General features: G+C 48.0%; 23 protein-coding genes and 1 pseudogene. All 24 read right to left on the reverse strand.

All coding sequences use genetic code 11. From position 1 onward, the window contains the following. Positions 1–214: 214 nt before the first annotated feature. Entirely contained in the window at positions 215–652 is a 438-nt protein-coding gene (locus AB1797_04570; GenBank protein MEW5766886.1) for a DUF2283 domain-containing protein, read from the reverse strand. Positions 653–656: 4 nt separating this feature from the next. Then, a complete protein-coding gene (locus AB1797_04575; GenBank protein ID MEW5766887.1) occupies positions 657–980 on the reverse strand; it encodes a hypothetical protein in 324 nt (107 codons plus the stop codon). Between the two features lie 106 nt (positions 981–1,086). Further along, entirely contained in the window at positions 1,087–1,473 is a 387-nt protein-coding gene (locus tag AB1797_04580) for a YraN family protein (GenBank protein MEW5766888.1), read from the reverse strand. A gap of 141 nt (positions 1,474–1,614) precedes the next feature. After that, positions 1,615–3,201 carry an ATP-binding protein gene (locus AB1797_04585; protein MEW5766889.1) on the reverse strand — a complete coding sequence of 529 codons (1,587 nt, stop codon included), beginning with the start codon at positions 3,199–3,201 and terminating at the stop codon, positions 1,615–1,617. Between the two features lie 12 nt (positions 3,202–3,213). Next, positions 3,214–3,540, reverse strand: coding sequence for a nucleotidyltransferase domain-containing protein (locus AB1797_04590; GenBank protein ID MEW5766890.1), 327 nt, complete (start codon positions 3,538–3,540; stop codon positions 3,214–3,216). After that, positions 3,513–3,929, reverse strand: a complete 417-nt coding sequence (locus AB1797_04595; GenBank protein ID MEW5766891.1) for a HEPN domain-containing protein — start codon at positions 3,927–3,929, stop codon at positions 3,513–3,515. Before AB1797_04595 ends, AB1797_04590 begins: the two co-directional genes overlap by 28 nt. Continuing rightward, positions 3,910–4,176, reverse strand: a complete 267-nt coding sequence (locus tag AB1797_04600; protein MEW5766892.1) for an EscU/YscU/HrcU family type III secretion system export apparatus switch protein — start codon at positions 4,174–4,176, stop codon at positions 3,910–3,912. Before AB1797_04600 ends, AB1797_04595 begins: the two co-directional genes overlap by 20 nt. Beyond that, complete coding sequence (locus AB1797_04605; protein ID MEW5766893.1) at positions 4,177–5,454, reverse strand: flagellar hook-length control protein FliK; 1,278 nt, start codon at positions 5,452–5,454, stop codon at positions 4,177–4,179. Positions 5,455–5,463: 9 nt separating this feature from the next. Beyond that, complete coding sequence (locus AB1797_04610; GenBank protein ID MEW5766894.1) at positions 5,464–6,750, reverse strand: dihydroorotase; 1,287 nt, start codon at positions 6,748–6,750, stop codon at positions 5,464–5,466. Between the two features lie 29 nt (positions 6,751–6,779). Continuing rightward, positions 6,780–7,412 (reverse strand): ribonuclease HII, encoded by a 633-nt coding sequence (locus tag AB1797_04615; protein ID MEW5766895.1) that lies wholly within the window; start codon positions 7,410–7,412, stop codon positions 6,780–6,782. Between the two features lie 193 nt (positions 7,413–7,605). Next, positions 7,606–7,935: pseudogene (gene rplS / locus AB1797_04620) on the reverse strand (50S ribosomal protein L19). Next, positions 7,898–8,644 (reverse strand): tRNA (guanosine(37)-N1)-methyltransferase TrmD, encoded by a 747-nt coding sequence (gene trmD, locus AB1797_04625; GenBank protein ID MEW5766896.1) that lies wholly within the window; start codon positions 8,642–8,644, stop codon positions 7,898–7,900. Before trmD ends, rplS begins: the two are co-directional and overlap by 38 nt. A gap of 7 nt (positions 8,645–8,651) precedes the next feature. Continuing rightward, the gene (gene rimM, locus AB1797_04630; GenBank protein ID MEW5766897.1) at positions 8,652–9,152 is read right to left on the reverse strand and encodes a ribosome maturation factor RimM; all 501 of its coding nucleotides are present in this window, start codon (positions 9,150–9,152) and stop codon (positions 8,652–8,654) included. A gap of 93 nt (positions 9,153–9,245) precedes the next feature. Next, on the reverse strand, positions 9,246–9,476 hold the full coding sequence (locus tag AB1797_04635; protein MEW5766898.1) for a KH domain-containing protein: 231 nt from the start codon (positions 9,474–9,476) through the stop codon (positions 9,246–9,248). Positions 9,477–9,773: 297 nt separating this feature from the next. Next, the gene (gene rpsP, locus AB1797_04640) at positions 9,774–10,118 is read right to left on the reverse strand and encodes a 30S ribosomal protein S16 (protein ID MEW5766899.1); all 345 of its coding nucleotides are present in this window, start codon (positions 10,116–10,118) and stop codon (positions 9,774–9,776) included. 48 nt (positions 10,119–10,166) lie between these two features. Further along, positions 10,167–11,495, reverse strand: coding sequence for a signal recognition particle protein (ffh, locus tag AB1797_04645; GenBank protein ID MEW5766900.1), 1,329 nt, complete (start codon positions 11,493–11,495; stop codon positions 10,167–10,169). A 43-nt stretch (positions 11,496–11,538) separates the two neighbouring features. Then, positions 11,539–12,915, reverse strand: coding sequence for a sugar phosphate nucleotidyltransferase (locus AB1797_04650; protein MEW5766901.1), 1,377 nt, complete (start codon positions 12,913–12,915; stop codon positions 11,539–11,541). A gap of 42 nt (positions 12,916–12,957) precedes the next feature. Then, entirely contained in the window at positions 12,958–13,938 is a 981-nt protein-coding gene (locus AB1797_04655) for a radical SAM/SPASM domain-containing protein (protein MEW5766902.1), read from the reverse strand. A 170-nt stretch (positions 13,939–14,108) separates the two neighbouring features. Next, positions 14,109–15,938 carry a DNA mismatch repair endonuclease MutL gene (gene mutL / locus AB1797_04660; protein MEW5766903.1) on the reverse strand — a complete coding sequence of 610 codons (1,830 nt, stop codon included), beginning with the start codon at positions 15,936–15,938 and terminating at the stop codon, positions 14,109–14,111. Between the two features lie 859 nt (positions 15,939–16,797). Continuing rightward, on the reverse strand, positions 16,798–17,964 hold the full coding sequence (locus tag AB1797_04665; protein ID MEW5766904.1) for a DUF362 domain-containing protein: 1,167 nt from the start codon (positions 17,962–17,964) through the stop codon (positions 16,798–16,800). A 171-nt stretch (positions 17,965–18,135) separates the two neighbouring features. Continuing rightward, on the reverse strand, positions 18,136–18,483 hold the full coding sequence (locus tag AB1797_04670; GenBank protein MEW5766905.1) for a type II toxin-antitoxin system PemK/MazF family toxin: 348 nt from the start codon (positions 18,481–18,483) through the stop codon (positions 18,136–18,138). Next, positions 18,476–18,715, reverse strand: a complete 240-nt coding sequence (locus tag AB1797_04675) for a hypothetical protein (GenBank protein ID MEW5766906.1) — start codon at positions 18,713–18,715, stop codon at positions 18,476–18,478. Before AB1797_04675 ends, AB1797_04670 begins: the two co-directional genes overlap by 8 nt. A 348-nt stretch (positions 18,716–19,063) precedes the next feature. Then, on the reverse strand, positions 19,064–19,699 hold the full coding sequence (locus tag AB1797_04680) for a sigma-70 family RNA polymerase sigma factor (protein ID MEW5766907.1): 636 nt from the start codon (positions 19,697–19,699) through the stop codon (positions 19,064–19,066). A gap of 6 nt (positions 19,700–19,705) precedes the next feature. Beyond that, positions 19,706–20,482, reverse strand: a complete 777-nt coding sequence (locus tag AB1797_04685) for a tetratricopeptide repeat protein (protein ID MEW5766908.1) — start codon at positions 20,480–20,482, stop codon at positions 19,706–19,708. Positions 20,483–20,776 lie beyond the last annotated feature (294 nt).

The raw sequence follows: 20,776 nt of genomic DNA on the forward strand, positions 1-20,776 counted from the left end.
GGCGCCCCCCGCCGCGCCTCTCCGCCGCCCGCGCCGCGGCCGGCTGAACGGTTGGTGTGAGCCGCGCCCACCCGCCGTCTCTGGGGAGACCTGCCTGAACTACCGAAGCCACCGCAGGCATAACACGTTACAAAAAAACGCAAGGGTGGGCGTCGGCTCCACACGGTGTTGGGCGGCAGCCCTTCGTGAACCTACCTATCCCGTTTCCGGTGCCTCACGCACTGACGGATGACAATCGCGCCGCAGCCACGATGGGCGACGATTCCACGTAGGTCAAAGGTATCCGTTTGGTGGGCGAGGCCTGAAAATGCGAGAGCTTCAAGAACTGATTGACTGGTGCGGAAGTGATCAGGTGGAGTACCAGTTCCCGAAGATCGGCGGGCACTTCATTGAGCTTGGTTAAGGGATAACTACGCGGCCCGTATTCCGTATGTTCCGCCAGAATCGAAAAGTGGAGCACCATCAAGCTGATCGCCCGTTGGCTTTTCTTGTTGAGACGCAATATGATCTGGTCAGTTAGCTCGACTCCCGTAGCCGGTTCGTTCGCGCCAAAAAAGAGTTCCAGAATGTCCGCTTCGGGGTCATAGACGAGCCGCACCGTCGTACCATCGCTCGCCGTGGTTTCTGTCTGGTGGAGGTTGAGTGCACTCATGGGTTCACCTTTTCGGCCGGATATACTTGGCCCAGCCGGTCGCGACGAAGTTGTTGGGCACATACTGACCGTTTTCATCCAGGCGCATCTTGAAAATCACGATGACCACCAGGTGATTGTTCTCCGGCAGCAGCTCATCGAACTGCTGGTAATACCGGTACTCGTTGGGAATCAAAGAGTCTTGGTGGCGGCGTCCGGTACGCAGTGTGTCGAGGAACAGGTCCAAGAATGGTTCCAGTTCCGGGTGGGATTCTAAAATGTGCTGCCATCGTTCTTCTGTGAAGTAGATGGTGTTGCCATAACGGTCGTGAACTGTCCATTTGCTCATGGCGGTTTCCGCTTCAGAGTCTCAGGTTGCCCGACTGGTTGGACACAACTGTGAACGCGATTTGCTATGCAGCCGACACGGTAACGCCGCTGCCGCCCAACTACTGTTAGAAAGTATAATGACTTCCTTCTAATCGAAAGGCGTCTTTGATTAATTCAATTTGCTCGCCTTTATCCGATTTAGTAACCGCCACGACATCGAAGCGACAGTCAGCTTTTCCTAAAAGACCCTGCTCCGTCAGATAATAGAGAGCCACCCTCGATATCTGTCTCTGTTTTCTTTTCCCCACGGCTAATTGGGGAAGACCGTAACTTAGGCTTTCTCTTGTCTTGACCTCAATGAAGGCCATATAGTTCTTTTCCCGGGCAATAATATCTATCTCGCCTAATTCACAGCGGTAGTTTTTTTCCAGGATAGTATAGCCTCTTTTTTTCAGGTATGTTACGGTCTCTTCTTCACCCTCTTCACCCAGTGCTATTCCTTCCTGGCTCATCTCCACCTCATGGTAACTATTCAGCCACTAAGGCACAAAGATTACCAATAATAGCACTTTGTGGCTGAATAGTTACACCTCATTTAGGATCAACCACCTGCCCAAAAGCTAAAGCGCGAAGGCATCCGTCATGGATTAAGGTCACATCCCCCAAGCGATGATCTTTTTGTCCTCAAAACTCTCTACCCGCTTAAAGATCTTTTCTTCCCAACTTTTGTCGGTTTCCCGATCGAAGATGACCAAATGTCCTTCTTCAGCCTTACACCGGTCCATATATTCCCACGTTTGCTTAAGTCCCCGGGATATGGTTTCTTCCTGTGACTTGTGAAGGATCTTAAGTTCTATCACTATCTTCTGCACACCCGAGTGGTAAGGCCAAATAATCAACAAGTCTGTCCGCATTTTGCCCAGGCCGAACTCTCGCTCGATCCGCCCCCCAGTGTTGACAATCCGTTGGAGAAAAGCCTGTAACAAGAGTTGTGGCCCTGCCTCCTTGTAGTCGAACCGTTCTACCCAGTGCTCCGAATGTTCGCGGAAAAATTCCTGGAAGGCGGACAGAAGCTCTTCCATATTCAAGCGGCCGTCAGAGAGAATATACCACGATGGCTGAAAAGAACTTTCAAAGTTCAACTGAGAGATAAAATTGAGTTCCCTGGGAATGATTTCGCGGTAAATGGGGTTGGCGACTTGTAAGCCCAACTCGGTCCGCCTCACTAAGCCCAGGTCTACCACATATTGAATATCATCCTGATGGACAGACCGGTCAAGATCTTCTCCTTGCAGCATGGGGCTGATTACCCGTTGCACCCGCGACTCACTGAGTTTATCTCCTAACTGGTCAAGGTGGACATCGCGGCGCAGGATGAGCCGCTCCTTTGCCTCTGCCACCATCTCAGCCGTAATAGTGGTTGACCGATCCCGAGTTGACGATAGCTCGAAGCACGTCTCATAACCCAGGGCATTAACCAACCAGGGTTGTCCTTGGGTTAGCTCCCATACCAGATTAAGCGCGGCAGGTTCAAATCGCTGGCCAGTTTCCTGAGTATGCCGGGCGTAGAGGTCTTCCACTTCAGTCTGCCTAAAGTTTTCTAAACGCAAGGACTTAGCCTTGATATTAAAGGCGCTGCCTCCCGTGATAATCGCCTTTTCGCGATCAGAGTGGATGCGATAGTCGCGCACATCCCGCACCCCACACAAGACGATGCTTTGGGGAAAAAGGCACGGACGATTAGAATACCCTGCCCGCAACTGTCGTAAGACCGAGATGAGGGTGTCTCCTATCAGGGCATCGATTTCATCCATCAGGAGAACCAGGGGCTTGGGGCTTGCTTGCGCCCAGAGGCTGAGGACCTCTTTTAATGCCCCGCTTCCGCCTTGTTTATTTAGCACCTCAAACCAGATTTCGTCTAAGAATGGGTCTTGCAGAAAATTACGAGCCTGGAAGGCCATCTCGCCCAGAATTGCCCTCATCCCTTCCTTGACGTCTTCTCTGGCAGACTGCCCCAGCTCCACATTTACATACAAGCAGCGATACTTGCCCTCCCTGTTCAGATAGTCCATCAGGGCCAGTAGACATGAGGTCTTACCTGTTTGCCGCGGGGCGTGCAGCACAAAGTATTTCTTCTGGTCAATGAGAGTTAATATCTCATTCAGATCGAATCTGGTTAAAGGCGGCAGACAATAATGATCCTCGCTCCTGACCGGCCCGGCCGTGTTAAAAAAACGCATCGGCTTATCCTCTTAATCCCTTATCTCTTTCCCGGTTATTACCACTTCCCGAATATAGGGATTTGTTTGGTCAAGGTCAGATTTTCTGAGGGGATGAGGCTCTATTCGGGTATCAACCTTTCGGCCTAATTTCATTAATTCCAATTGAGCCTCAAAGATGTCAGGCAGCCATTCTTCAGCAATAATGGCTAAGTCTATATCACTATCTTCCCGGGCAGTTCCTTTAGCATAAGATCCGTAAAGATACACCTGTTCAAATGAGATATTATTCTTCCGAAGAAGCTCAAGATATTTAATAATAATTTTCATAATCATGCCTGAATTTGTTTTTTGAGCCATAAGCGTAACTCCCTTATCTTGCCCACATTGGTTTCTGTATACTCTTTCGTACATTTCTTAGAGAATTCGTGTTTATAATCTGGATATCGAACATTGATGTTAAAGGTCGTTATGAGTAATAAGGCGTCCTTTTGTTCCTCCGTCAAGGATAAACCCGTTTTCTCTGCCAATCGAAGTAGCTGATGTATCCAGGGAGGATTATCGGCCACCATTTTTACATAATATGCCTTCAACAGTTTTTCAACCACCAGATGTCCGATAAATAAAGCCCATAAATAGTCTTCACTTTTGACCAGATTTTCCATAGTCTTAAAATCTCTATCTGATGAACTAACCCAATATTCAATTAATTCCTCTTTGGTCACCCGCTCATCTCCCACAACTTTCATTCATTTCATAGATAAAAATCAGAATCTCAGCTACCACCTGGTAAAGCTCTTCTGGGATTTCTTGGCCCACCTCCAACGCCGCCAATATCTCTACCAGGTCAGGGTCTTCATAAATAGCGATATCCAACTCCCTGGCCAGGCGAATAATCTCTTCCGCTACGGTTCCCTCCCCCCTGGCTATTACCCGGGGGGCCGATTCCCTTTCTTCATCGTATCTTAAGGCCGCTGCTTTTTTATCTTCTGTCATCTACACCTTAACATCTATTCCCTTAAGCGCATAATCTTCGGTAGGCTCTTCCACTCGAAACCTTTCGCCTGAACCGGCTTTTTTGACGGAACAGGTGATCCCACCTACGAAATAGCCCAGGGCATCGAGTCTTTCTCCCAGTTCACCTATATGGGCAGAAACAAACCGGTTGGCTCTTTGATCTGAAAGCCAGAAATGGCCGGTAAATACCTTTCTTTTGAGTCTGGCCTTCATCTGGACCGGCCCCAGGTTTGAGGTGTTAAGCAGAAGGGCCAGGTGGAAATCATCCGGATCAATGGGCCGTTGGCGGTTTGGGTTTCGAGAAATCTTAAGCTCTGCCTCCTCTACTCCCTGGGGGAATTGAAGGGGGATAGGCAGGTAGAAGCTCTTTCTTCTCTCCCCGTCATTAATCAACTGGATGGCCTGGATTTGGCCCAATATTTCTTCGGTCAAGGCAAGCAAAGAAGCTAAGTCAGGACTTTTAACCAGTTCCGACCTGAGCCGAAGAAGCTGACCCTTAAGGCTCTTTCTCACCTTTTTATGGTATCTGACTATTTGATATTCATAGTCGGCGCCCAGTCTGGCTAAATACCCTCTAAGCTGATCTATCAGGTCAGCCTGACCGGGCTTAATGAAAAGCCGGTTAATCGTAGCCGCAATCTCATCTTTAAGTAAGGGATCAAGGCCAGGTGAGTCTCTTTGGTTTACCAGATTTAATAAACGTGACAGTCTCTGGCTCAGACCAGCCTGATCAAAGAGATGAAACTTCGCGGCCGCCACGTGTCGGGAGGATAATGGAATTCCCTGGGCCTTAAGAAAAACAAGGGCCGGGATATTCCTCTTATCCGGCGGAAGTTTAGCTAAATTCTTAGCTATCTCATCAACCAGTTCCTTGGTCACTGGCAGGCCGGATTTTGTTAAGGCCCTGGCAATCTCGATCTTTGTTTTAGTAACCAAACCACCAAAGCTGCGGAGTAAGGGGCGAATAACGTCTTCCGCCATCTCCTCTCCTGGTTTGACCAGCTTGACCACCACCTTGGGTGATAAGGCCTTCACCTGGGCATAGAAGACCGCCCCCCGTGAGAAGTCAAGCTCACCTGTCTCGGCCACCAGGTTAAAACCCTTAAAACCAACCACCACCTTTCCCTGGCCCAGGACATCCCGAATCTGTCCCCGTAGGACCTCACCCAATTTAACCCTTCTTAAGAAGTCAGAAAGTTCGTAGGGAGAGGCATAGAGCTTTATCTCTCGGTCACCGGTAATTTGGGAGACGGGCATAGATCACCTTCAAAACTCTTCCTTCATCACAATCTTATCTCCCACTATGGTCATTACTGCCTTGCCTTGAAGTTCCCAGCCATTAAAAGGGCAATTTCTGCCTTTGGAGTAAAATCTATCCACATCGACCTTCCATTTTTTCCCCAGATCAATTATGGTTACATTTGCTTTTTCCCCTGGAGTTAAACTCCCAATGCCCTCTTTATCCAGTCCAAAAATCTTAGCCGGCCGGCTAGTCATTTTTTCCACGGCTTGCTTCAAGGTTAAAATGCCTGGCCGAACTAAATAAGTTAAAACCAAGCCCAGGGTTGTTTCCAGACCAATAACTCCAAAAGGGGCCTTTTCCCAGGGGAGGTTCTTTTCTACCGGTGAATGCGGGGCATGATCACTGGCAATTATATCAATAGTCCCATCAGCCAGCCCCGCTTTTACTCCATCTACATCTTCTTTTGACCTTAAGGGAGGATTTACTTTGGCATTAGTCCCCATTTCCTTGCCCATTTCTTTGGTCAACAAAAAGTGATGGGGGGTGGCTTCCGCTGTAATCTGAACGCCTCTTTTCTTGGCTTCAGCAATTATTTCCACCGTTCGAGCCAGACTGACATGGGAGATGTGAATAGGCGCCCCCGTTTCTTCAGCCAATTCCACATCACGGCTAACAAATTCGTCTTCAGAAGTATACGGTTCCTGCTGAAATAATGGATGCTGTTCCCCAAGTTTATTTAACCTTCTTTGGCGGTAGAATTCTGATTCTTCACAATGCGGGTTAACTAAGATTCCATATTCTGCTCCTCTAATAAGGGCGTGCCTCATTAATCTCTTGCCGGGGACAGGATATCCGTCGTCAGAAATAGCCACCGCGCCGGCCTCTTTTAAGGCCTTAACATCTACCAGCTTTCTTCCTTCCATTTTTTTGCTGATAGCCGCCTTAGAATAGAAATTAATTTGACTCTGTTCCCTGGCCATTTTTAGAAGGCGTCTAAGTCGTGAAGGGGTATCAATGGGAGGGTAGGTGTTAGGTTCGGCTATTACGGTAGTAAAACCCCCAGCGGCAGCGGCCTGAGAACCTGTATGAATATCCTCTTTATATTCCTGGCCAGGCTGCCTGAAATGAACATGGACATCAACTAAACCCGGGACGACTAATTTATCTTTTGCCTCTATCACCAAGGCCCTTTCGTCCACAATATCTGAAGCGATTTTTTGGATTTTAGAATCACTAATTAATACATCTAAAACCTCGATATTTCCGGTGGAAGGATTTAGGATGCCTCCCTTTTTAAGTAAAAGCGACAATGGTTTTTTACCTCACTAAGCGTTGAGAGTTAAGAGAAGGACCTCTTTATCGGTGCAAAGCTCCTCCTATGAATCTTACATGGCCCCCATTTAGCCACCGCCTCCAGGTGGGCCTTGGTTCCGTATCCTTTATGCCGGGCAAATCCATACTCTGGATACACCCGATCATAGTTCAGCATAATGTGGTCCCTGATTACCTTAGCCACCACCGAGGCAGCCGCAATGGACAGGCTCAAGCTGTCACCATTGATTAAGGCCCGTTGAGGAATGCTCAGGCCGGGGATAGCCCGGCCGTCTACCAGGATAAATTCAGGAGGACTCTTTAGGTTAAAGATTGCCTCCCGCATGCCTTCATAAGTGGCCTGTAAGATATTTATCCGGTCGATGCGGCCCTCATTAACCACCCCTATTCCCCAGTCTAAAGCTACCTCCAAGATATTTTGATAAGCTAGCTCCCTTTGTCTGGGGGTCAACTTCTTTGAATCATTTACGGTGGGGAGATTAATATCATCTGGTAAAATAACGGCCGCCGCTACCACCGGACCAGCCAGCGGCCCTCGGCCGGCCTCATCCACCCCGGCGATTAATCGACGCCCTTGCTGCCGGGCTTCTCTTTCATAGTCAAGGGAAGGGAGACTGCCCCGTGTTCTAGTTTCTGCCATCAGAGTCCTACTGCCTTGTCACGTTAGTATTTATGGGTAGAATAGGGCCGAATAATCATTCGCCCCTACCCCCTCCTTACTCCACATTTTCAGACACGAGGGGTTGGGCTTCTACTGCGGCTTCTTCTACCACCGGCGTAATTACCGACTCAGGCCCAGGTGCCGCCACCGTAGGCAGAGTAGTGATCTTTCTCTCAACCTGAGCCGCCTTGCCTCGTCGATCTCTAAGATAGTATAATTTAGCCCGACGGACCTTACCCCTCGAAATAACCTTGATGTTGGCAATATTAGGTGAATGCAAGGGGAATGTCCTCTCCACTCCCATACCATAGGAAACCCGCCTCACTGTGAAGGTCTCAGCTATCCCCCCTCCCCGACGTCTGATTACTATCCCTTCAAAGGGTTGAGTCCTTTCCTTGCCGCCTTCAACTACTTTCACCTCTACCCTGACGGTATCCCCTGGCCTAAAATCGACCAGATTCTCTTTAAGTTGATCCTTGGTCAGCTCTCTCAGGATGTCCATACTTACTCTCCTTTAAAAATTTTTTCTCTTCTTCCGAGAGTTCTATCCCGGCTAAAAGATCAGGCCGGCGCTTAAATGTTCGCAAAAGGGCCTCTCTTCGTCTCCACTGTCTAATCTCCTCATGATGACCGGAAACTAAAACCTCAGGGACAGACATCTCCCTAAACTCTCGTGGTCTGGTGTAGTGAGGATACTCCAGCATGTGTTCGGAAAAGGAATCCTGAATGGCTGATGCCTCATTACCCAACACACCGGGAATAAGTCTACTCACTGCCTCGGTAATTACCAGGGCCGGCAATTCACCCCCCGTAAGAACATAGTCCCCAATAGATAATTCCAGATCGACCCGTGCCTCTCTGACCCTTTCATCCACGCCTTCGTAATGTCCACAAATAAAGATAAGATGAGATTCTTGGGAAAGTTCTCTGGCCAAGGCCTGATTAAAGACCCTTCCCGCCGGCGTCATTAAAATAACCTTCCCTGGTAGTAGAGATTCCACGGCTTCAAAGATAGGCTCCGGTCTTAAAACCATACCCGGCCCACCCCCATAAGAGTAGTCATCCACCTTTTTATGGGGGTCATGACTAAAATCACGGATATTAGTGACTACTACCTGTAAGAGCCCGACCTCTTGGGCCCGGCCCAAAATACTATGTTTAATCGGCCCCTCACATATCTCAGGAAAAAGGGTTAGGATATCAATCCGCATCTATTTTTTAGATAAGTCCTTCCAGCAGATGAATAACCATCCTTCGCCGTTCAAGGTCTACCGCTCGAACTACTTCTCTGGTAGCCGGAATAAGGAGTTGACCGCTAATTTCGTAGACATCATTGGCGCCAGTCTCAATACAGTTGGTCACCTTGCCTAAATAATCCCCCTGGTCAGTGAAGACATCTATACCCAGGATATCACTGATAAAGAAGGTATCTTCATCCAACACAGGACGATCTTCCTTTTTAATATAAACAGTAACCCCAACCAACTCTTTGGCTTCATTAATAGAATCACATCTTTCAAACCTCAAGATGACCTGATTTCTTCGGTACCTGATGCCGACTATCTCTCGATAATCAGGATAGCCGCCTTTATCAATCAAATAAAGCCCGGCTAAATTTTCAAATCTTCTGGGATCATCGGTCCATGGATTCAAACGGACTTCTCCTTTGTTACCCTGAACAGCCACAATCTTACCTATCGCAACCATATCTTCTCTCATCTTCTTTCTTCCCTCACTTACAGAGGCCAGATGTCAGAAGTCAGGACTGTCTGTCTTCTGTCCTCTGTCTTCTGTCCTCTGTCTTCTGTCTACTTAATCTAAAATTTCCAGAACTACTCTCCGATGACTTTTTATAGTGGCGGCATTGATAATAGTCCGAATAGCATTAATGATTCTCCCCTGCTTGCCAATGACTTTACCTACATCCTCCGGAGCAACTTTCAGCTCCAGAATAAGACTTTTGGCGCTTTTAATTTCGGCTATACTCACCTCATCAGGCTTATCAACCAGAGATTTGACTAAATAATCAACTAATTCTTTCATCAGTTATCCCTCTGTAACCGTTCAGCCACAGATGCACACAGATGAAACACGGAAAATCCGTAAGCCGTGTCCGTGATTCGGGTCTGTCCTTAGGCTGTAGGGACAACCCTTGTGGTTGTCCGTCTACGGAACGGACATGGACAAGCACGGACAGGGACAAGCCCTGTCCCTACACTTCCGCCTTCTGTCCTGTGTTATTTATCCGTGCTAATCCGTGCAGCTATACCTGAACGGTTACATCCCTCTTTTGTGAATTTAAGTTTCGAGTATCTACTCCGTCCTCATTGGGAATACAGATTACCCAGATTTTTCAAGTGGTTCACCTGTCCCCTCAGGTTCTTGCCCTATCTCTGTCTTTATCTTTATCACCGGGGTCGAGGTTATTGGCTCTTTTAACCGCTTCAACACCCCTTCCTGGGCAAAGATCTTCTTAACCGGATCTGTAAGTTGAGCGCCTTTCCTCAACCATTCCCAGGCCTTTTCCTGATCAATCTTGATCTCCCTGACCGGTCTGGCCACCGGATGATAATAACCTATGGATTCAATAAATCGTCCATCTCGGGGCATCCGTGAATCAGCCACCACAATTCGATAATAAGGCTTATGTTGGGCGCCCATTCGGGCCAGTCTTATCTTGACCATCCTTTCACCTCCTCCTTATTTTAAATCCGCAATCCGCAATCGGTAATACTATCTTATAAACGAGAACAATCCCTTTTTACCCTTCTTGCCTATATTCTTCATTAAGGACTTCACCTGGTGAAACTGGTTAAGCAAACGGTTTATCTCATTCACCTGGGTTCCGCTCCCAGCCGCAATCCGCTTCTTTCTACTTCCCTTAATGATCTCAGGATGCTGTCGCTCTTCTCTGGTCATTGAATTGATTATTGCCTCCACCTTAGCCATTTCACGCTCTCCTGACCAACCTGGCGGAAGCTTGACCATATTCCCCATACCGGGGATCATGCTAATCATCTGATCGATAGGCCCCATAAGTTTAAGTTGTTGGATTTGCTCCAGGAAGTCCTCCAGGGTGAACTGCTGAGAAAGGAGTTTGCGCTCCAGCTCTTTGGCCTTAGCTTCATCAACCTGACGTTCGGCCTTTTCAATTAAGGTCAATACATCGCCCATCCCCAAGATTCTTCCGGCCATTCGATCAGGATAGAAGGGTTCGAGGGCCTCTATTTTTTCTCCCACGCCGACGAACTTTATGGGACAGCCGGTCACCATCTTAATAGAAAGGGCGGCGCCACCTCTGGCGTCACCATCAAGCTTGGTCAGAATAACGCCGGTAAGACTAAGCTCTCGATTAAAGGCCTCGGCTGTATTGACGGCATCCTGACCGGTCATAGCATCAAGGATGAGGAGGATTTCGACCGGAGATATTTCCTTCTTTATTCGACTAAGTTCAGCCATCATTTCGGCGTCGCAGGTAAGCCGGCCGGCTGTATCAAGAACAAGGGTATCGTAGTCAACCGATTTCGCCCGAGAAAGAGAAGCCTTAACCACATCCACCGGATCAGCTTCAGAACCCATATCAAAAACAGGTAGCTTGAGATGATCACCCAGGACCTTAAGTTGATGAATAGCCGCCGGCCGATAGATGTCAGCCGCCACCATTAAGGGGCGATGTCCATGGTTGGAGAGATATTTAGCTAATTTGGCCACGGTAGTGGTCTTCCCTGAACCTTGCAAACCTACCAGCATAACCACCGTCGGCCCTTGAACCGCCCGCTCTAATTGGCTGGCCGCCTTGCCCAAAATGGCGATCAGCTCTTCATGGACAATCTTAACCACCTGCTGGGCAGGTGTAAGGCTTTCCAAAACCTCCTTGCCCTCGGCCCTCTCTTTAATCTTCTGAGTAAACTCCTTTACTACCTTAAAATTTACATCGGCTTCCAGGAGGGCTAATCGGATCTCCCGTAAAGTCAGGGCAATATCCTTGGCGCTCAACTTGCCTTTACGTCGAAGATTTTTAAAAACAGCAGAAAGCTTTTCGCTTAGGCTCTCAAACATAATATCTCAGTATACCTAAACCTTCAAGTTATGTCAAGTAAAAAAATTACGAATCAATTCGGAAGCCAGAGGCCCGATCTTGATAGACAAAAGATTTACTCACCCAATACAGATTCCGCCAGATTATGATCAGCCAAAAGACCGGCTCGATTAAGCCCAAAATAATACCCAGGGCCAGGACAAACATAAACACGTCGTGACAAAAGACCAGGGAAAGCTCGTGTTTTAAAAACCAGCGGTTGAATCTTCGCTCCCGGATAGGGTGGTCTTTCCCTATTATCCCCATAATGCTCAGTGTTTCATTACTGGTCCAGTAGAGGATGTTGGTTAAGAAAACTAAGCCGCATAAGGTCCAGAGCTGATTATGGTGAGTGATTCGATAGTAGCCCCAGGTGGCGGCCAGGGTAATAAGGCTGGTCCCGATCCGGTCAAAGACCTTATCCAACCACGACCCAAGATAGGAAGATGAATATTTCAACCGGGCCAGCTCTCCATCAACGCCGTCAAAGATAGAAGAGAGTTGCACCAGCAGCCCTCCCAGAATAAAGCTGCCTTGGCTTATCAGATAAGTAGCCAGGAGAGCCATCAGGAAGGTAATCACTGTCGCCTGGTTGGAGGTCAGACCGATTTTAACCAGGTATCTGGTAAAGATGGCCGAGACAGGACGATTCAGCTTCCTGGAGACAATTCCATCCTGAGGTTTGGTCAGTCTCTTTAATATCTGTTTCTCAACGTGTTTAATGTCCTCCTTTGTATCCACATCCTGCCAGAATAAACCGGTTATCTCTTTGGCCCTCATTTTTCCGGCCCTGGCCAGAATCCTGACCCCGTCGCTAAGGGAGTCATTACCCTTAGCGAGGCTTTCCTCCAATGCCTCAAAGAGGGCCCCTGAACAAAGAAAAACCCCGCAGTCAACGCCATTAAAAGAAGCCAGCTCTTTGCCAATATCTGTAATCTTCCCCTCATTAATCAAAACCTTGGTGGCATCGGCCAGATCATAGACGGCCGGCCAGTTTAGATCGCAGCCCAAAAGGCATTCGTCATCCGCCATTTTCTCTTCCCGCACTTGTTTAACCAGCCCTGGTTCAAAGACATGATCCGACATCAGAAGGAGAAAATGCTCGGCGGGATCAATAGCTTCTCTGGCGGTTAATACCGAAATCCCATTGCCTTTTCGCCAATCAGGATTATGGATATATTCCAGTTTCACCCCCAGATCTTCGCCTGTTCCCAGATTCGACTTCAGCTTTTCCCCCGCAAACCCAGTGACTATAAGGAACTCTTCTACCCCAGCCTCTCGAACCGCACAGATAACCCTTTTAATAAGGGGAAATCCCAGGAGAGGGATAAGCCCTTTGGGTATTTCGTCGGTTAAAGACTTTAATCTGGCGCCGGCGCCGGCAGCAATAATAACGGCTTTCATTATATTAAACCCGGCCTAAGTTTCTGGAATGATGAACCAGGCCTAATAGTTACTATGACAATCCCGACAGTAATAAATCTTATCGTATTCCCCCCGGAGGTGCATCTCCCGAATCCGGTTGAGTCTATTTCCCTGCCAGGCCGCTCCCAGACCACCCGCCTCCTGGATGGTGCCTCCTGAGACTAAACCATCAATATCGTAACAGCAACCAGAGAGGGTGCCATCGTGAAGGACAATGGCCTTCTGCCAGACCTGACGGCAGGGAACCCGCTCAGGATCAGGCTTCCCACTTACCTGGATAATCTTATTCCCATGCCCCCGGGCATTGACCGGAATGATATTGACAAAATCAACTACCTTCTCCCATTTGTTTCTAAAGCCAGCGATTTGTTCAGGATCATCGGTCTCCTCCACCAGGGTCTTCAGACTGATAAAAGGGACTTCGCTCTTCATCTCCTTCTTAAGTCTACAGATATGCTGAATGTTATCCATTACCCGCTGATAATTTCTTTCACTCCCCTGCAATCGGACATATCCCTCTTTAGTCACCCCCATAAAGGAGATCACCAGACTATCCAAGCCGGCCCCGATGATCTGCCGGGATATCTCTTCGGTCAGTAACACCCCGTTGGTGGTTACATTGACCACCGGGACATTTCGTTCTTTGGCATACTGGATGATTTCGATCAAGTGGGGATAAAGAAGCGGTTCACCGTGGATAAAGAGGGCCAGATAATAGAGCCGACCTGAGGCCGCCCCTTCGTCAATGATGCCTTTGGCCAGATCAGGTTCCATGTATCCTTTAGCTCTGGTCATCTGATCGTAATTACACATGGCACAGTTGAGATTACAGTGGTTAGTCAGCTCTAAATAGACCTGGATCGGAAAGGGAATGACCATCTTCAGGTTATAAGTAAGATTCAGCAGGCTGAGATATTCTTCCCGATTGGTGGGCTTTAGCTGGAGCAAGCTGTAAATATCTTCTTTAGGGATAATCTCATTCCAGGCATAGTGTTTTATCATGGTTTAAACAGTGTAGCACATAAGCCAAGTTTTGTCAAGAAATCCGTGGCGGGAGGTAGGGGCGAATAATTATTCGCCCCTACTAAAGAGACTCTACCCATAAATACTAACGTGACAAGGCACCAGAACCCTGCTGAAACCGTCCAGGAACCTTCGCCGAGCGGTAGTAGTTACGAAGTCCTTTTAAACCGCTTTTCCAGTTCCTTCAGGCTTAGTTTTATCACGGTCGGCCTCCCATGAGGGCAGGTATAAGGCAAGGTGGTCTGCGAAAGCTGGGAGATAAGGGCCTCTATCTCCTGGGGGCTGAGTTTGTCACCTGCCCTGATGGCCGAATGGCAGGCGAGGAGGATGAGCATCTGCTCCTTAAGGGCCTTAATATCTCTGGTTTTCTCCATAGCTTGCAGGTCATGCAGGAGGTCAAAGATCAGCTCTTTGGGGTTTCTCTTTTCAGTAATGGCCGGCACGGCCCTGAGCAGAAAGGTCTTCTGCCCGAATTCCTCTATCTGAAAGCCTAAGGAACTGAGAATATCCTTATTTTCAATTAATATGGCAGCCTGAGCGTAATCCGTCTCCAGGGTGAGGGGAATAAGCAGAAGCTGGGAGTTTACCTGGGCCTGCGCGGCTTGTTTCATTAATCTTTCATAAAGCACCCTTTCCGCCGCGGCGTGTTGATCAATGATCGATAGGCCCTCTTCATCCTGGGCCACAATATAGGTATTATAAATTTGGGCCAGGGGATAAAGCCTGGGCTGACTAAACATCGAGACCTGCCGGGAAGCGGATGAGGCTTCAGGTGATGGGGCGAATGAGACCGGCGGTCTGCCTCCGGTGCCAGGAGAAACACCCCCTGCCCCGGCTGAAGGCCATTGCCCACCTGCTCCCCTGCTCCCCTGCTCGGTTGGCTTACTTATCTGCCGGCTGAAATAGGTCTCAATCGCCCCCTTTATCCTGGCCTCTCGATCCAGCTCACCAATCTTCGGAGTAGGCGCTTCAACTACCCGAGGAATAAGGTCGGCCCTGGACAGGGCCTCCCGAACGGCCTGTTCTACCCCGTCGTGAATATCCCCTTCCTTCCTGAATCTAACCTCACTTTTGGCCGGATGCACATTGACGTCAACTAAAGAGGGGTCTATCTCAATAAATATAACGGCGAGGGGATGGCGGTCTATGGGAAGCAGGGTGTGATACCCGGCGTAGAGGGCGTGAGTGATGGTTCGGTTGGTGATACAGCGTCGGTTGACAAAGATCGACTGTCCTGCCCTGTTAGCCCGGGTATGAAAGGGTGGGGCCAGAAATCCAGTGACCTCGAAGGAGCCGGTCTTAAAATCGAGCCGGATAAAGTCCTGAGATAATTCGCCGCCTAAAAATGAGCTGACCCTCTCTAATGAATCTTTAGTGGCCGGGGCATTAAAAACGACCTGGCCGTTATGAATAAGTTTAAAAGAGATATCAGGATGAGCCATTGCCTCCAGAGAGACAATGTTGCTGATATGCCCTCCTTCAGTGGCGACTGTTTTAAGGAACTTTCTCCTGGCCGGGGTATTAAAGAAAAGCCTCTGAACCTCTATTGAGGTCCCTACAGGCGCGCCTATCTCCTTGGCTTCTTTGACTACTCCCCCTTCCAGTCTGACTAAGGTTCCTGAGATAGAATCAGGGGTTTTGGTGACCAGTTCCGTGATTGAGACAGCCGCAATAGAAGGCAGGGCCTCTCCCCGGAAGCCGAAGCTCCTGATAGAATCCAGCTCTTCGGCCGAAGAGATCTTGCTGGTGGCGTGACGCTCAAAGGCCAGGAGGGCATCGTCTTTAGTCATCCCGGAGCCGTTGTCCTCCACGCGGATCAGGTCCCTTCCCCCGCCCATTATCTCCACGGAGATCTTTGTGCTTCCGGCATCGAGGGAATTTTCGAGCAATTCCTTAACCACTGAAGCCGGCCGCTGCACCACTTCTCCAGCGGCGATCTTATTGGCAATGTCGGTCGGCAGAACCTTGATCTTAGACATAAGCCCCGCGAAGTATAAGTAACTATAGTGAACGACATAAATAAGTTGAGATGTTTACTGTAGGGCAACCCTAAAGGGTTGCCCTACATTTTATATAATACGTTTGTATTTCTTAGTGTTTACTAATACTTGGTAAGTATAACCTGCTTGGCCTGAGGAGTCAAGGGAAATTTTAGAGTGGAGAGTGAGAAAGGGTGATACGGATAGGGGTCCCGGTTCAGGTCAGAATCCATTCCATCGGCCCAGCGCCCAAAATCTTCCTCTTTTCCTCAACTTTTCTCTTGACTTACTCATTTTTATATCCTATAATCCAAGATCACCAGGCTCAAAGCCCTTAAAAAACATCCTGGGGGCGCTTCTATCCTACATTCCGTACCTGAAACCTTGACTTTCTATATTTTTCTCTAGCCAGGTTTCTGCTTCTTCCCCTTAAGGGACTTTATTTCCAAGGTCTTATGGCTATTCCACCCCACTTCGGGGTGCCTTTTGGAACTCCGGCGGTCCTAGATGCACCCTAAGAGGGCATAGCTCCAAGAGGCTCCAAGGGTTCAGATCACAAGTGGGGACGATTTTCGTAAGTAAAAGTAAACTATATACTTTCTTGAATAGTCGGAAGAAAATAGAATTTCGCACTAAAAGAGGTGCGGAATGTAGGCTATTAACAATATCACGATTTATAATATCGTCAAAGTAGGTGCTCAATAATTCCCTTTTCAATTATTTGCTCTGTAAGTGCTTTTTCTAAAATCATTCTCCGTATCTCTGTGTCTCTGTGGTGAACGATTACAACTATTCCTCGTTAGTGCCTATCCCAAACCCCCCACAGACACCAGGAGTCTCCCCGACTCCTGGTGTTAAATCATCGGCGCAGGAATTTACGCACCCGAGAGGTTAGCTTACGCGCCGGACTCGTCTGGATGTCCAGCCCGCCATAAACACACATCTCAAGACAGCAAAAACATTTGATGCACCGGTCATAATCGATGAGGAGACGACCGTCCTTTTCTAAAACCGCCTCGGCCGGACAGACCTCACGGCATATCCCGCATTGGGTGCATCTGTCCCCCTTAATCACCGGTCTGATCCAGAAGAGCTTTCCCAGGGGTTTGAACTCCAGGATAGGCATAAGGCGTCTGGGTAGAGAAGGGGGTGGTAAAAGTTCATCAATCTTAACCTCTTCTATCCCTGGTCCCAGGATGTCAATCTTATTCAAATCAGCTTCTCCCAGATTCAGGTCGGCAGCGGCTCGCGTAGTTTCAATCTGCAGAGGATCAAAGCCTACGATACTTGAGGCTACGGCATCGAGGGCCACCAGATCCTGAGAGGCCAATATGAGGCCGATTTCTTTCGGATGGCCTTGCTGCGGACCATTGCCCTCCATGCCAACTACCGCATCCATCACCGCCAGCTTGACCTTAGGGGCCAGATAGGTGAAGATGTCGAGCAGGACGTCCGCAAATTTATCCGTGCGTCTAAAGAGACGATGATATTCGGATTTAAGTTGTCCGGGCACCAGGCCATATAGGTTTTTGATACCCAGGGTGAGGAAGGTTAAGATATGGGTCTTTAATTTAGGCAAAGAAATAATCACATCAACTTCTAGGGCCGGTTTAACCAGATACAAGCTTTTGAGCACTCTCCCCTCAGGATTTTCAATCTTAACCGATTTTTCTTTTTCAAAGCTAATTATCTTTGCCCCGGCCTCAAGGGCGGCCTGGCCAACACCCGTGACTTGAAGTAATTTTTCAGTACTGGTAAAAGGAGTTCCGGGGCTGTCTCCCACCAGTGGTATGCCTCCGGCTTCTTTGACCAATTTAATCATAGCCTTGACCACCGCCGGATGAGTGGTAACGGCCTTATCCGGCGGGGTAGGTGAAAGGAGATTTGGTTTTAAAAGGACTTTTTGTCCGGGTTTAACAAATTGAGTTAATCCCCCCAGACGTTCTATTCCTTCCCTGACCGCTTTTTCTACCTCGAATTCTTTATATGTCTTACAGCGAACAATGGAAACAGGGCTCTGGTTCATGGGAATAATTTTCGCCAAGCTGGACTGGTGCCTTGTCACGTTTGAATTTGTGGGTAAAGCCTCTTTCCCCTCACCTTAATCCTCTCCTCTGAGGGGAGAGAGTAAGGTGAGGGAGATTGCTTCTCCAAAAGACCAACCTATCAAATCAAATCTGACAGGGTATGAGAGAGGTTATGTTACCTCGATGCTCAACACAACCGCCAGAGCTTTGATAATTGCTTGCATTGCTGTATCAGAAAGCTTCCCCAAACGCCGGACAAACCGTTCCTGTGCCACCGAACGCACCTGAAAGGCATCCGCTGCAGACGTCTTCTCTAACCCATTCTCTGCATCAGGCTCTATCTGAACCATCCACGGTGCAATAGTATAGCGATCTTTCCAATCGGTAAGAGGAACGATTACCTTCAGGGGTAGAATTCCGATAGCATCATCGTTCACAATGATTGCTGGGCGCATCTTCTGAATCTCAGCCCCAACCGTTGGATCCAAATTGATGAACCAGATTTCACCCCTACACATGAAAATTCTCACCGTCAAGCACCGTGAAGATGGTCAATTCTCCCCCACCTGAATAATCTGGTAGAAGAGCTGCAGCCGCTGCGGCTAATTGCTGTCTTCTTTCTGTTGGGACAAACGGTTGTTCCACCTGTTGAAGATCTTTACGTATTAACTGTAAGGCGGCTTCGATGATCGTTAGGCGTTCTGTAATCGTGAGATTCTTAAGCTCTTTCAGAATTACTCTCTGTGTCATATGACCTCCTCTTTTGAAATGATAGACGACATATATTGCGGATATACTGACTTATCCCAACCTCTTTCTAATCTCTCGTAAAGAGAGGCGTTCTCTCCTTAGCTCAATAATCTTCTTTAGCCTTTCAAAGGTTGATGATGCGGCAAAAAGTCTTAAAGAACAGAAAAATCACCTAAAAGGCAGAAATGTGGTTTTCTATAATAGACTGATTGGGCTATAGTTACCTCAATGCTCCTCTGTGCTCTCTGTGTTCTCTGTGGTGAAATCTTGACTTTCTGCCTAACCATCAAAGGTTGAATTGTCAAATCAAATCTAACAGGCACTTGGCGGCCGGGGCCGGGCATTTCTTCATAGGCTAAAGTAGCGGCTCAATTTTTCTCTAAGGAATAGCCGGGCACGATGGAGCCTTGATTTGACGGCTGGAATAGATAGGTGAAGTATCCGGGCAACCTCTTGAGTCTTAAGGTCTTCAATATCCCGCAGCACCAGAACTTCGCGATAGCCCTCCGGAAGATCAGTAATGGTCTGGCTCAGCACAGATTTGAATTCTTTAGATAAAAAGACCTCTTCGGGATTCTTTGACCAGTCCTCTATTTGCCTGGGCACTTCCCCCTCTTCGGTGGCGATAAGTTCATCCAGGGAAGCCGAGACTTGAGGTTCTTTCTTCCTGAGCCGACCAAGACATACATTGGTAGCTATCCGATAAAGCCAGGTGGAAAAGCCGGCTTCACCCCTGAAGCCGTCCAGGGATTTATAAACCCTGAGAAAGGTCTCCTGAAGCACATCTTCTGCTTCCTCAAAAGAACCCATCATATTGTAGGCCAAAGAATAAATCCTGGTTTCGTATCTTCTGACTAACTCGCTAAAGGCAGAGGGATTCCCTGCCTGACTTTGGTTAACCAATTCCAGGTCTGACGGCCGGGGCGACAGGGGAAGAGGTTTAATTAAGGGAAGAGATTGAATCTGCTTAACGGGCCGGGTCATATTACCTTACCAATCCTCCTCAGTTGTACCACGGCGTTGTTTCATCATCAGTCTTCGCTTAATCTGAGCCTCCCTTTCTTTATCTTTAAAGGCCTCCAGCAGTCGTTCAGCATCTTCCTTGGACATCTTAGCTTCTTTAGCTTCCTGGAAGGGCTCTGCCTCTTTTTCTCCTTTTTCTTCCTTTCTCTTGTCTGCCTCTTTCCCTTTCTTCTCTGCCTCTTTTTTCTCGCCTTCTTTCCCTGCATCCGCCCTGGTGTCAGAGCCATCACTTTTTTTCTGATCTTCCTTACTTCTCGGCGTCTGCTCCCCCTGGCCTGCTTTGTCCTGGCCTTGCTTTGGCTGTTCCGGCTGTTCTTTTAATCTTTGTTGAACGAATTGCAGATTATATTTGGCATCTTTATCAGAGGGATCAATATCCAACGACTTCTTGTAATAAGTGATCGCTTCAGAAAGTCTTCCCAGTTTATAAGCGCAGTTGCCCAGGTTATAATAAGTCTTGGCCTGAATAGAAGGATCTGAAGAGTTAACTGCTTTAGTGTATTCCTGGCTGGCTGCTTCGTATCTTGAGATTTTGTATAAAGTATCCCCGGTGTTAAAATGTAGTCTCGGGTTTTCAGGCTCATCAATCTGTGCCTCCTGGTATTTGGTCAGGGCTTCCTTATATTTACCCTTTTCAAAGAGGCGGTTGCCTTCCTCAACCTTACCCCTGATAGAGGCATAAGCATAAGGGGTCAAAGATGAGAAGTAAATAATAAAGATGATAGAAAATATTCTTCTGTCCATTAGGCTGAGAGCTGAGAGTTGAGAGAAGAAACCTCTTTGTTCTCCAGGCTCAGCTCTCAACTCTTATTTATTGAGAAGATCCACGGTCTCCGGTTATTATAATCCTAACCAATTCCGAAGTCAAGATAAAAAAAGAAAGGTCGCCAAGGACACAAGGGAGGCCAAATTTTTTTTCAAAAAAACTTAATTTTCTCCTTGCAAAAAATCTAAATTATGTTATACTCAAATCAAGAGGTCTATTCAATCATTGGAGAGAGAGAGACCTCACTTTTACCGCACCATAATTTATAACAA

The sequence above is a fragment of the bacterium genome, from assembly GCA_040753085.1.
Classification (GTDB): domain Bacteria; phylum UBA9089; class JASEGY01; order JASEGY01; family JASEGY01; genus JASEGY01.